General features: G+C 70.9%; 9 protein-coding genes. 5 read left to right on the top strand and 4 right to left on the bottom strand.

Features of this window, described 5'->3' with window-relative positions:
- Positions 1–102 precede the first annotated feature (102 nt).
- On the top strand, positions 103–492 hold the full coding sequence (locus IE226_RS09920; RefSeq protein WP_190080710.1) for a (2Fe-2S) ferredoxin domain-containing protein: 390 nt from the start codon (positions 103–105) through the stop codon (positions 490–492).
- Between the two features lie 3 nt (positions 493–495).
- Here IE226_RS09920 and IE226_RS09915 read toward each other — a convergent pair whose 3' ends face one another.
- The gene (locus IE226_RS09915; RefSeq protein ID WP_190080709.1) at positions 496–1,011 is read right to left on the bottom strand and encodes an FBP domain-containing protein; all 516 of its coding nucleotides are present in this window, start codon (positions 1,009–1,011) and stop codon (positions 496–498) included.
- A gap of 199 nt (positions 1,012–1,210) precedes the next feature.
- Positions 1,211–2,185: an NADP-dependent oxidoreductase gene (locus IE226_RS09910; RefSeq protein ID WP_190080708.1), complete on the bottom strand. Its 975-nt coding sequence runs from the start codon at positions 2,183–2,185 to the stop codon at positions 1,211–1,213.
- 408 nt (positions 2,186–2,593) lie between these two features.
- Between IE226_RS09910 and IE226_RS09905 the strand changes: the two genes are divergently transcribed.
- Positions 2,594–5,188, top strand: coding sequence for a glycoside hydrolase family 3 protein (locus tag IE226_RS09905; protein WP_190080707.1), 2,595 nt, complete (start codon positions 2,594–2,596; stop codon positions 5,186–5,188).
- A 106-nt stretch (positions 5,189–5,294) separates the two neighbouring features.
- Positions 5,295–5,768, top strand: a complete 474-nt coding sequence (locus tag IE226_RS09900) for a carboxymuconolactone decarboxylase family protein (RefSeq protein ID WP_190080706.1) — start codon at positions 5,295–5,297, stop codon at positions 5,766–5,768.
- Positions 5,769–5,787: 19 nt separating this feature from the next.
- On the opposite strand, the gene IE226_RS09895 is transcribed toward IE226_RS09900, so the two are convergent.
- Positions 5,788–6,474 carry a TetR/AcrR family transcriptional regulator gene (locus IE226_RS09895; protein ID WP_190080705.1) on the bottom strand — a complete coding sequence of 229 codons (687 nt, stop codon included), beginning with the start codon at positions 6,472–6,474 and terminating at the stop codon, positions 5,788–5,790.
- 107 nt (positions 6,475–6,581) lie between these two features.
- Positions 6,582–7,766, bottom strand: coding sequence for a serine hydrolase domain-containing protein (locus IE226_RS09890; protein WP_190080704.1), 1,185 nt, complete (start codon positions 7,764–7,766; stop codon positions 6,582–6,584).
- Between the two features lie 275 nt (positions 7,767–8,041).
- Here IE226_RS09890 and helR point away from each other — a divergent pair, with 275 nt between their 5' ends.
- Positions 8,042–10,207, top strand: coding sequence for an RNA polymerase recycling motor ATPase HelR (gene helR / locus IE226_RS09885; protein WP_190080703.1), 2,166 nt, complete (start codon positions 8,042–8,044; stop codon positions 10,205–10,207).
- A 237-nt stretch (positions 10,208–10,444) separates the two neighbouring features.
- Entirely contained in the window at positions 10,445–12,502 is a 2,058-nt protein-coding gene (locus tag IE226_RS09880; RefSeq protein WP_190080702.1) for a phosphocholine-specific phospholipase C, read from the top strand.
- Positions 12,503–12,526 lie beyond the last annotated feature (24 nt).

The following is a 12,526-nucleotide window of genomic DNA, read 5'->3' as shown; positions in this document are numbered from 1 at the left end:
GTCGACGGTCCGCACAGCACGTTCGGTCCGCACAGCACGTTCGGTCCGCTTCGCACCGAACGTGCTGTGCGGAGCCGGATGCGGTGCTGCGATGATCAACGGATGAGTCCCGTCATTTCCATCGGAGCCACCGCCGCCCGTCCCTGCACGCTCGTCGTGTGCCGGGGCTGCTGCTGCGGCGACGCACGCAAGCACCCCGGCGTCGACCACGACTGGCAGCTGGCGCGGATGCGGGCCGCAGCCGCGGCGTCGGCGGGGAAGTTCGCGGTGCGTACGAGCGAGTGCCTCGGGCCCTGCGGGCAGGCGAACATCGTCGTCGTGCAGCCCTCGCGAGAAGGCCGCAGGAGAGGCGGCCGGGCCGTCTGGGTCGGCTTCGCCATGGACGACGAGTCCATCGACGACATACTCGCGTGGGCCGAGGCCGGCGGCCCCGGCATCGCGGAGCCAGCGGCGGCACTCACGCTGCAGGTGGTCGACCCCCGGGCGACCTGAGTCTCAGGCCGCCGACTGCGAACCTTCGAGGACCTTGTCGATGAAGCCGTGCAGATTCGCCACGGTGCGCGCGTTCTGCTCCTCCAGGGTGAGACTCTCCTCGAAGCGGCGGGCCAGCGCCGTGGTCTTTTTGCCCCGTACGTAGAGGGAGCAGGCGAGGTCCGCGCAGATGTAGATGCCGACCGAGTTGCCCTGCCGGCCCGCCGGGCCGGAGAGGGGCGCCACGAGCAGCGTGATGCCCGAGCCGGACTGCGGGGTCACGCAGACCGAGCAGATGCTGGACTTGAGCAGGCTCTTGCGCGCGCCGGTCGACGCGCGCAGCGCGATGCCCACGTACTTCCCGTCCCGCTCCGTCACGATGTAGCCGCGGTCCGGGGCCTTGGGGTCACGCCAGCCGAGAAAGTCCAGGTCGGACCAGGGGGTCTCCGGGAAGCCCGCAGGGAGAGTGAGCCTGCGGGCCTCGCCCTTGGAGCAGTTGACGAAGGCCGCGCGGATCTCTGTCTCGCCGATAGGTTCCATGATCCGAAATTACCAACGCAACCTGAGCCCCGTCCTCCCATTTTGCGCGGGCCCGGGACGCAGTGGCTCACTCCGCCGCCGGAGCAGAACCGCACCGCTCACCCCGCCGCCGGAACCCGAGCTTTCAGAAAGCGAACTCTGTGGCGGGCTTGAAGGCCGGCCCCCGCGCCGCCCCGGCCCCCAAGACCACCCCCCGCCCTCACGCCCCCACCTCGATCACGACCTTGCCCCGTGCATGCCCGCCCTCCACCGCGCGCAGCGCCTCATCCGCCCGCTCCAGCGGATACGTCGCCGTCACCTGCGGCCGCAGCACCCCGTCAGCGGCGAGTCGCGCCACCGCGTCCAGGACCTCACTCGTCCGTGCCCGCGCAACCGCGGCCCCGCCCAGCTCAGCCACCGTCTCCTTGGCCGCGGCGGTGATCAGCTTCCCCCGGCGGTCGGGGAGGAGCGAGGCCACCGCCGCCAGATCCTCGCCGCCCACCAGATCGAAGACCGCGTCGACCCGCCCGCCCGGCGCAGCCGCCCGCACCCGGTCCGCCAGGGCCGGCAGGTCAGCCACCCCCGACTCGGGCACCCCCGACTCCGCCACCCCCCGTCCCGCCGGCACATGCACCGCCCCCAGAGCCTCGACAAAGTCCTTCTTGCCGGCGCTCGCCGTACCCACGACCCGCACTCCGTAATGCCGCGCCAACTGCGCCGCCGCCACGCCCACACCGCCACCGACCCCGGTGATGAGCAGCGTCGCCCCGGCAGGCAGATCCAGCTGCCGCACCCCGTCGTACGCGGTCGCCGCCGCCACCGGCAGCGCGGCGGCCTCCGTGAAGCTCAGGCCCGCCGGCTTGTGCGCGGTGAGGGAGGCGGGCAGCAGGGTGTGCTCGGCGTAGCCGCCGGTGTCCGGGTTGCCGAACACCTCGTCGCCGACCGCGAACCCGTCGACGCCCGCGCCGACCGCCTCGACCACGCCCGCGACCTCGCTGCCGAGCACCTCGGGGAACTCGGCGGGCGGCGCTCCCGGCCTCCGCTTGCCCGCCCGCAGCTTCCAGTCGACGGGGTTGACCCCTGCCGCCCGGACCGCGACGAGGAGCTGACCCGGCCCGGGCTCCGGCGGGTCCTGTTCGACGAAGGCTTCCACTTCAGGGCCGCCGAACCGGGTGAATACGTACGCCTTTGACATGTGCTCCCTCACTTCTGACCGTGATCCGCGCTGCAATCTCCGCCGTGCCTCGTCGTGCCTCGCCGTACAACCTCCTGCCCCGCCCCGCCCCGCATCGCCGTGGCCGTCACCATGCACGACCCTCATGATCGCCCCGCTATTCCCCGTACTCCGCAGCGTTCACATGGCCGCAACGACCGGCCCGTCCAGAGAGCGCGGGAGTACTCGGACCAAAAACTGAACGCCCCACAAAGTTTTGCCGACGCGAGCCTTGACCTTGCGTGTTCAACCAATCAAGACTCAGGCCCCGTAACACCGCACTGGCGCGGATGACGCATTCAGCTCTTGGCGTCGTCGACCCAGTTCGGCATGCCCAGAGCCGCGTTCGGAGGCCATTTCGCCATGCCTGCCACCACACGTCGTGAACTCATGAAGCAATTGGGCGGCACCGCAGCCGCCTTCGCCTTCGTGGCCGCCGCAGGGCCGATCGCCGCGGCGACGCCCGCCGCCGCCACAGGTGCCGCCGCCACAGGCACAGCCACCGGCACAAACCCCCCGGCCGCGGCCGCCGCCACGCGCCGCGTCCGGGGGCTCATCGCCCGCCTTACCCTCGACGAGAAGATCAGCCTCGTCCACGGCGCCACCGACCCGCGCAGACTGGGCCAGGCGGGATATCTGCCGGGCGTCAAGCGCCTGGGCATACCGGAGTTGCGCCTGAGCGACGGCCCCGCGGGCGTGAACGTCACCCGGTCAGCGACCGGCCTCCCGCCGGTCGCCACCCTCGGCGCCTCCTTCAACCTCGGACTCGCCCGCGAGTACGGCGAGGTCATGGGCCGCGAGGGCCGCACCCTCGACATGGACGTGCTGCTCGCCCCGCAGATCGAGCTCTCCCGCACGCCCTTCTTCAGCCGCAACAAGGACCAGTCCGGCGAGGACCCTTACCTCAACGGCCTGATCGGCGCCGCCCAGGTCGAGGGCATCCAGGCGCAGGGCATGCTCGCCCAGGCCAAGCACTTCCTCGCCAACAACCAGCGCCTGCACGAGTTCGACCGGGAGAATCCGGAGAACTCCTACGACTTCGTCGTCGACGACCGGACGCTTCACGAGCTGTATCTGCCCGCCTTCGAGGCCGTCGTCCGCGCCGGGGTCGCCTCGGTCATGTCGGCGTACAACCACCTCAACGGCGAGTGGAACTCCGAGCAGAGCACCACCCTCACCGGCATCCTCCGCGGCGAACTCGGCTTCCAGGGCTTCGTCACCTCCGACTGGGGCGCCACCCACTCCACGGCCGCGCTCGAAGCGGGCCAGGACATGCAGATGTGGGACGGCTCGTTCTACGGGGAGCCCCTGAAGAAGGCGATCAAGGACGGTTCCATCCCCGAGTCGGCCCTGGACACCGCCGTCTCCCGCATCCTCGGCCGGTACGACGCCTTCGGCATGCTCGACGGCAGCCGCGTCCCCGCGCGCAAGAAGATCGACGTCAGGGCCGGCGCCCGGGTCGCCCGCGAAGTCGCCGTCCAGGGCGCCGTGTTGCTCGCCAACGACGGCGGGCTCCCGCTGTCGCACGCCGCGCTGCGCGACCTCGCGCTCATCGGCCCGACAGCCGGCCAGGTCGCCACATCGGTCTCGGGCGAGCGGGCGTACGGCTTCGAGGAGCGCCTGGTCAGCCCGCTCGACGCGCTGCGCCGCAGCACCAAGCGGAAGATCGCCTACGAGGTCGGCGTGGACCTCACGGGCACGGCCGTCCCCGCGTCCGCGTTCCCCGAGGGCCTGGCGCGCGGGAGCGGCGGCGCGGGCACCCCCGTCCGCACGGACAGGACAGTCGACTTCGTCGGCGACAAGGCCCTCCCCGTGGGGACGACGGCCGAGTGGACCGGCACCTTCGTGCCGCCCGCCACCGGCGAGTACGCGCTCAAGATCCAGGGCTGGGGCGCGGCGGTCTCGCTGAGCCTCGACGGCAAGGAGCTGACGACGGCAGGCGGCGCCCGCGACAGCTTCGCCCGCAAGTGGTCCTCCATCGTCCCGACCACGGACGGCCTCGACAACGGGCAGGCCGACCCCGTCGAGCTCACCGGCGGCAAGTCCTACCAGGTCGTCGTCAAGGCCACGGGGTGGGCCGCCACCATCGCCGAACGCGGCCCGGTCCAGGTGCGGTTCGCCTGGGTGACACCGGAGCAGCGCAGCGCTTCGATCGCCGCCGCCGCGAAGCTGGCCCGGCGCGTCCACACCCCGGTCGTCTTCGCCTTCAACGGCTCGGGCGGCTCGGTGGGCGGCAGCGGCGACTTCACCACGCTGACGCTCCCCGCCCAGCAGGACGAGCTGATCACGGCGGTCGCCCGGGCCAATCCGCGTACGGTCGTCGTCCTGACCACCGGCTGCCCGGCGACCATGCCGTGGCGCCGCGAGGTCGGCACGATCCTGCACACCGGTTACGTCGGCCAGGAGGGCGGCTGGGCCACCGCCGACCTCCTCACCGGCCGCGCCAACCCCGGCGGCAAGACCACGGTGACCTGGCCGAAGAAGGACACGGACCACCCCACCCTGGACCCGGCACACCCCGAGCGCTACTACGGCGTCGACGGCGTGGTCACGTACAGCGAGGGCATCTTCACCGGCTACCGGGGCTTCGACAAGGCGGGCACCGAGCCCCTCTTCCCCTTCGGACACGGCCTGTCCTACACGGAGTTCGGCTACCGCGATCTGTCCGTGCGGCGGGCGGGGGAGGGGTACGAGGTGTCGTTCACCGTGACCAATCGGGGTCGGCGCCGGGGCGCGGAGGTCCCGCAGGTGTACGTGGGCGCACCGCGCGGCGCCGACGTGGAGATGGCCCCGAAGACGCTGGCCGGCTTCGACCGCGTGGAACTCCGCGCGGGGGAATCGCGCCGGGTCACGGTACGAGTCGCCGAGCGGCAGCTGTCGTACTGGGACACGGACCGAAGCCGCTGGGTGCGGCCCGAGGGGCGGCGCGCCGTGTACGTCGGTTCGTCGTCGCGCGACATCCGGCTGACGGGGGTGGCGCGCTAGCCGGCGACGGGGGAGGGAGACGCACGTCACTTCCGGGCGTGTCACAGTCGGCGGGAGCAGTTCCGTCGTAGGGGTGTAACCCGTACCCACGACACAGGAGCACATCATGGAAGCCCGGCTGAACCTCATGAGCAACCCCGTCGCGGGCAAGGCCCTGAAGCACATCGTCGCCGCGGGCAAGGCGCTCGGGGAGTCGACCCTGTCGGACACGACGCGCCATCTGGTGATGCTCCGTGCCAGCCAGATCAACGGCTGTGCCGGATGCATCGACATGCACACCAAGGACGCCGAGCACGCGGGCGAGACCTCGGTGCGCCTCAACCTCGTCGCCGCCTGGCGCGAGGCGACGGTGTTCACCGAGGCCGAGCGTGCGGCCCTGGAGGTGGCGGAGGAGGGCACCCGCATCGCCGACGCGGCCGGCGGGGTCTCGGACCAGGTGTGGGCGAACGCCGCCAAGCACTACGACGAGGACCAGCTCGCGGCGCTGTTGATCCAGGTCGCCGTCATCAACGCCTTCAACCGCCTCAACGTCATCAACCAGCAGCCCGCGGGCAGCTACCAGGTCGGCCAGTTCGACTGACACCGGCTGACACCGGCGCCTAGGGGCACTGCTCTTCCCCGGCCGGCTCGTCCAGGCCCTTTCCGTCCACGGTCAGGGCCCGGGTGAGCCGGTCCAGGTGTGTGCGGTACAACCCGACGAAGTCCAGCCGCCCGTCGGTCACGGCCCACTGGACCTGGAGCCCGTCGGAGACGGCGAGGATCTCCCTGGCGATGCTCTCCGGGTCGATACCGGCCCGCAACTGCCCGCGATCGACGGAGCGTTGCAGCGCCGAGGCAAGATGGCGCGCGACGCGTTCGTACCGCTCGGCGAAGTAGGTGTGCGCCGGGTGCGCGGGGTCGCCGGCCTCCGCGGACAGCTTGGTGTAGAGCTGGATGAGCCCCGGCTGGGTGAGGTTGTACGCGGCGAGGGCGAGCACCTCGCGGAAGAGCGCGCGCACGTCGTCGCCGGAGTCGCCCCCGGAGTCCGGCCCGAGCCGCCCGAACGTCCGGACCGTGCGGTCCTCGCGCGCTTCTAGGACCGCCATCAGGAGGCGCTGCTTCGACCCGAAGTGATGGGTGATGACGGTGGCGGAGGTGCCCGCCTCCTCGGCGATCTTCGCCAGCGAGGAGTTCAGATAGCCCGCCTTGGCGAAGAACAGGAGAGCGGCGTCGATGATGGCCGCTCTACGGGAGTCGGCGGCGGCGTACTGCCCTGACGGGCGGTGGCGGGGGGTGTGCTGCTCCATGGGGGCAGACTACGTTTCCCCGTCGCCAAGCCCGCATCGCCAAGCCCCCGTCGCCATGCCGTCGTTGTCCCGGCCCCGCTGCCCCCTGCCCCAGCCCTCATCGCTCCCTACCCCAGTCCCCGGTACAGCGCCCCCACCAGATGCACGCTCCGCAGATCCTCCCCGGAGGTCCCGCCGCCCATCCGGTTCATCACGTACGCGTAGGAGACCCGGTTCTCGGGGTCGGCGAACGCGTAGGACCCGCCGGCGCCCCCGTGCCCGAAGGCCCGCGGGTTGGGCCCGGCCTGCCCGTACCGGTTCAGCATGTAGCCGAGCCCCCAGTCCCATTTCTCGCCCCACGCCGTCCCCGCCGCGAGCATCAGGTCGGGCTCGTCGGGCTCCCCCTGGCGCGTCCGCAGCCGTTCGAGGGCCGCGGAGCTCAGCAGTTCCCCGCCGCCGAGCGCCGCGTACACCTTCGCGAGGCCCCGTGCCGACGCGTGCCCGTTGGCCGCGGGGATCTCGGCGGACCGGTAGGCCGCGCTGTTCACGTTGCCGACGGGCAGGTACCGCAGGGCGAGCGTGACGACGGCCATCGGGTGGTCGTCGATCGACCGCACCGGCGGCTCGGGCGGGGGCGCTGAGCCGAGCGCGCTGCGCGGCCCGTCCGAGGCGAGCGGCCTTGCCATGTCCGCGCACCGGCCGTGCTCGCTCTGCGGTGTGCCCACGAATACGTCGGCGTCCAGCGGGCCCGTGACCTCGCTGCGCAGGAACGTACCGAGGGAGACTCCCGTGATCCGCCGGACCACCTCACCGACCAGATAGCCGTAGCTCAGCGCGTGGTAGCCCTGCGCCGATCCGGGCTTCCACCACGGCGCCGTCGCGGCCAGCGCATCGCAGACCTTCTCCCAGTCGTAGAGATCGTCCGACGTCATGGGCTCGCTCGGCGCGATCACACCGGAGCGATGGCTCAGCAGCCAGCGCACCGGGATGTCCGCCTTGCCCTGCCGGGCGAACTCCGGCCAGTAGCGGGCGACCGGTGCGTCCAGGTCGAGTTCGCCCCGGTCGGCGAGCAGATGCGCGCACAGCGCGGTCATGCCCTTGGTCGTGGAGTACACGTTCACCAGCGAATCGGGCTGCCACGCGCGCGTGCCCCTCTTGTCCGCGTCGCCGCCCCACAGGTCGACGACGAACTCCCCGTCGACCGTGGCCGCGACGGACGCCCCGAGGTCGCCGCGCTCGGCGAAGTTCCGCTCGAACTCCTCGCGTACGCCCTCGAACCCGGGGGCACAGGTGCCGTGGATACGTTCGGTCATGACTCTCCTCGATCGCCGGAAGCGCGGGCCCGGCACATCCTCGCGCATGGTTGCCCGCGGCACCTAGAGTGCGGCGGCAGGAGAGACCTCGGAAGAGAAGGCCGGAAGAGAACCTCGGAGGAGAAGCCCGGAGGAGAAAAAGAAGAGGCAAGGAGGTGTTCCCACTCCTTGCCACTCTTAACTTATAGCGCACGGGGGGCCTTGCGGCAAGGCCCCGGTCTTGCCGCACAATCGCAGGCCGAAGCCACTGCCTGCGGAAACAGGAGATCCACCACGTGCCTGCGTTGCTCTCTGCGTTCGACCTTCCCGCCAACCTCGCCGCCAAGGCCGACCCGACACTGATCGCCCACGACGAGAAGCACTTCGCGGCCATCGCACAGAGCCTCGAGCAGACGATCGCCGAGGTCTCGGAGCGCCTCGACGTCCGGCGCAAGGCACCCGGCGGCATCGGCCGCGAGGCGATGGACCGGGACCTGGAGATCCACCGCCTGACCGGCCGCCTGCGCGCCCTGAGCCGCTTCGGCCTCGACCTGTGCCTCGGGCACATCGTCACCGAGGACGACCCCGAGCCCGTGTACATCGGACGGCTCGGTCTCACCGACAGCGAGGGGCGCCGGCTGCTGCTCGACTGGCGCGCCCCGGCGGCCGAGCCGTTCTTCGCGGCGACCCACGCCGACCCGATGGGCCTGGCGAGCCGCCGCAGATACCGCTGGACCCGCGGCCGTATCAGCGACTACTGGGACGAGGTGTTCACCGCCGACGGGCTCGAAGGGCACGCCGCGCTCGACGACCAGTCCGCGTTCATCGCCAGCCTGGGCGGCAACCGGTCCTCGCGGATGCGGGACGTGCTCTCCACCATCCAGGCCGACCAGGACGCCATCATCCGGGCGGGCTCCCGGGGCGCCCTCGTCGTCGACGGCGGTCCGGGTACGGGCAAGACCGTCGTGGCCCTGCACCGTTCCGCCTACCTCCTCTACTCCGACCCGCGCTTGGGCCACAGCAGGGGCGGCGTCCTGTTCGTCGGCCCGCACCGGCCCTATCTGAACTACGTCGCCGACGTCCTGCCGAGCCTCGGAGAGGAGGGCGTGCAGACCTGCATCATCCAGGACCTCGTCGAAGAGGGAGCCGACGCGCCGGCCGAGACCGACCCGGAGGTGGCCCGCCTCAAGTCGTCCGCGGACATGGTCAGGGCGATCGAGAAGGCCGTCGGGTTCTACGAGGAGCCGCCCGCCAAGGGGATGAAGGTCTCTACCGACTGGGCCGACGTCTGGCTGAGCGCCGACGACTGGGCCGAGGCGTTCGGGGCGGCGGGGCACGGCACCCCGCACAACGAGGCGCGCGAGCAGATCTGGGAGGAGCTCGTCGCGATCCTCCTCGACAAGCTCGACGGCGACGTTCCCGGCGAGCTCTTCGAGAGGTCGCTGCGGCACGACGAGGATCTGGTCACCACCCTGCACCGCGCGTGGCCACTGCTCGAAGCGGCGGAACTCGTGGGAGACCTGTGGTCGAACTCCGCCTACCTGCGGATGTGCGCGCCCTGGCTCACCCCGGACGAGGTGCGCGCCCTCATGCGCAAGGACGCGCCCCGGGCCTGGACGGTCTCCGATCTGCCGCTGCTCGACGCGGCGCGCCGACGGCTCGGTGACCCGGAGGCCGCCCGGCAGAAGCGACGCCACGAGGCCATCCTCGCCGCCCAGCGCGAGCAGATGGCGCAGGTCGTCGACAACCTGATCGACGCCGCGTCCGCCTCGGGCGCCGACGGTGACGACGGTGAGGGTCTGGTGACGATGTTGCGCGGTCAGGACGCCGCGGTCAGCCTGGTCGACGAGTCCGAACTGCCGCCGGCCGCCCCGGACCGGCTGGCAGGGCCGTTCGCGCACATCGTCGTGGACGAGGCGCAGGAGCTGACCGACGCGGAGTGGCAGATGCTGCTCCTCCGCTGCCCGTCGCGGAGCTTCACCATCGTCGGGGACCGCGCCCAGGCCAGGCACGGCTTCACGGAGTCGTGGCAGGAGCGGCTGGAGCGGGTCGGGCTCGACCGCATCGGCGTGGAGTCCCTGAGCATCAACTACCGGACGCCGGAAGAGGTCATGACAGAGGCGGAGCCGGTCATCCGGGCCGCACTGCCGGACGCCAACGTCCCGACGTCCATCCGCAGCAGCGGCATTCCGGTCGTGCACGGGCCGGTGGCGGAGCTGGACTCGATCCTCGACACGTGGCTCGCCGCCAACGCCGACGGGATCGCCTGTGTCATCGGTGCTCCCGCCTTCGCCGGGACGCCGCGCGTGCGGTCGCTGACCCCGGAGCTCGCGAAGGGGCTCGAGTTCGACCTGGTCGTCCTCATCGACCCCGACAACTTCGGCGAAGGGATCGAGGGAGCGGTCGACCGCTATGTCGCGATGACCCGCGCGACCCGGCAGCTGGTCGTCCTCACGAGCTGAACGGAGGGTGCGGGGACAAGAGCGGAGACGGCGGTCGGGAAGGGCAAGGCGGGCACAGCGCAACATATATGCCGAGTTCAGGACTTAAGGCCTCATAGGCTCGGGCTTGTGTCTTGCCCACCAGGGGTTGGACTTCTCTTCACGTCCAGGTCACAGACCCTTCCCTGATCCTTGCTCCCCTTGACACACTGCACCCGCTCACGTCCCCCACACCACATCACGAGGTCGAAAACACTCATGCCAGAACTCAATCGGCGCCGGTTCATGCAACTCGCCGGCGGCACCGCAGCCTTCGCGACGCTCTCCCAGAGCATCGCCCGCGCCGCCGCCCTGCCCGCACAGCGCCGCTCCGGCTCCATCGAGGACGTCGAGCACGTCGTCGTCCTGATGCAGGAGAACCGCTCCTTCGACCACTACTTCGGGACCATGAAGGGGGTACGCGGCTTCGGCGACCCGCGCCCCGTGACCCTGCCCAGCGGGAAACCCGTCTGGAACCAGTCGGGCGGCGGCAAGGAAGTGCTGCCCTTCCACCCCGACGCCGAAGACCTGGGCATGCAGTTCATCGCGGGCCTGGACCACGACTGGGCCGGCGGCCACAGCGCCTTCGCGGGCGGGAAGTACGACAACTGGATCGCCGCCAAGTCCGAGCGGACGATGGCGTACCTGACGCGTGACGACATCCCGTTCCACTACGCACTCGCCGACGCGTTCACCGTCTGCGACGACTACCACTGCTCGTTCATGGGGGCCACCGACCCCAACCGCTACTACATGCTGACGGGGCACGTCGGCAACGACGGCAAGGGCGGCGGCCCCGTCCTCGGCAACCAGGAGGCGGGCTACGACTGGACGACGTACGCCGAGCGCCTTGAGCAGGCCGGGGTCTCCTGGAAGGTCTACCAGGACATCGGCGACGGCCTGGACAAGGACGGGCACTGGGGCTGGATAGACGACGCCTACCGTGGGAACTACGGCGACAACTCGCTGCTCTACTTCAACAAGTACCGCAACGCCAAGCCCGGCGACCCCCTCTACGACAAGGCCCGCACCGGCACGAACGTCAAGGCGGGCGACGGCTACTTCGACCTTCTCAAGGCCGACGTGAAGGCCGGCAAACTGCCGCAGGTCTCCTACATCGCCGCCCCCGAGGCGTTCTGCGAGCACCCGAACTGGCCGGTGAACTACGGCGCCTGGTACATCGCCCAGGTCCTCGACGCGCTCACCTCCAACCCCGAGGTGTGGGCCAAGACGGCGCTGTTCATCACGTACGACGAGAACGACGGCTACTTCGACCACGTCGTCCCGCCGTACGTCCCCAAGGACGCCAATCAGGGCAAGTCCACCGTCGACACGGCCCTCGACTACTTCCCGGGCAACGCGCAGTACGCCGCCGGACACTACGGGCTCGGGCAGCGCGTCCCGATGGTCGTCGTCTCGCCGTGGAGCACCGGCGGCTACGTGAACTCCGAGGTCTTCGACCACACCTCGATCATCCGGTTCATGGAGAAGCGCTTCGGCGTGCGCGAGCCCAACATCTCGCCGTGGCGCCGCGCCATCTGCGGCGACCTGACCTCCGCGTTCGACTTCAGCGGCAGGGACATGGACCCCGACGAGATGCCGGACACCTCCGCCTACGAGCCGCCGGACAAGGAGCGGCACCCCGACTACGTGCCCAAGGCGCCCGCGAAGGCGAACCTGCCCAAGCAGGAGTCCGGCTCCCGGCCCGCGCGCCCGCTGCCGTACGCCCCCCTGGTGGACGGTAAGGCAGTGCCCGCCGACGGCAAGTTCACGCTCACCTTCAGCGGCGGTGACGCGGCGGGCGCCTGCTTCCACGTCCGCTCCGGCAACCGCACGGACGGCCCCTGGACGTACACGACGGAGGCGGGCAAGCAGATCTCCGACACCTGGAACACGGCGTACTCGAAGGGCGCGTACGACCTGTCGGTGTTCGGCCCGAACGGTTTCCTGCGGGTGTTCAAGGGACCCGGCAAGACCGCGGGACCCGAGGTCACCGCCCGCCACGACAAGACGACGGGCAACCTCAGGCTGACCCTGCGGAACGCGGGCAGCGCCGACGTGAACCTCAGCGTGTCCAACGCCTACGGCGGCGGCGCCCAGACGTTCAAGGTGAAGGCGGGCAGCACCGTCGAGCACACCGTCGACCTGCGCGCGAGCAAGCGCTGGTACGACGTGACGGTGAAGTCCGACGCGGACACCGGCTTCTTGCGGCGCTTCGCCGGGCACGTGGAGAACGGCCGGGCCGGGGTCAGTGACCCGGCGATCATCTCCGCCTGACCGTGTGACGAGGCCGCCGCCGGA

This window comes from Streptomyces longisporoflavus (assembly GCF_014649775.1).
Classification (GTDB): Bacteria; Actinomycetota; Actinomycetes; order Streptomycetales; family Streptomycetaceae; genus Streptomyces; species Streptomyces longisporoflavus.
Note: the sequence above shows the minus strand (reverse complement) of the source record. Positions and strands in the feature narration are given on the sequence as shown.

Coding starts and splice junctions, on each gene's coding strand:
- IE226_RS09895 (WP_190080705.1), bottom strand. CDS start 6,474: ATGGAGCAGCACACCCCCCGCCACCGCCCGTCAGGGCAGTACGCCGCC.
- IE226_RS09915 (WP_190080709.1), bottom strand. CDS start 1,011: ATGGAACCTATCGGCGAGACAGAGATCCGCGCGGCCTTCGTCAACTGC.
- IE226_RS09880 (WP_190080702.1), top strand. CDS start 10,445: ATGCCAGAACTCAATCGGCGCCGGTTCATGCAACTCGCCGGCGGCACC.
- IE226_RS09910 (WP_190080708.1), bottom strand. CDS start 2,185: ATGTCAAAGGCGTACGTATTCACCCGGTTCGGCGGCCCTGAAGTGGAA.
- IE226_RS09920 (WP_190080710.1), top strand. CDS start 103: ATGAGTCCCGTCATTTCCATCGGAGCCACCGCCGCCCGTCCCTGCACG.
- IE226_RS09890 (WP_190080704.1), bottom strand. CDS start 7,766: ATGACCGAACGTATCCACGGCACCTGTGCCCCCGGGTTCGAGGGCGTA.
- IE226_RS09900 (WP_190080706.1), top strand. CDS start 5,295: ATGGAAGCCCGGCTGAACCTCATGAGCAACCCCGTCGCGGGCAAGGCC.
- IE226_RS09905 (WP_190080707.1), top strand. CDS start 2,594: ATGAAGCAATTGGGCGGCACCGCAGCCGCCTTCGCCTTCGTGGCCGCC.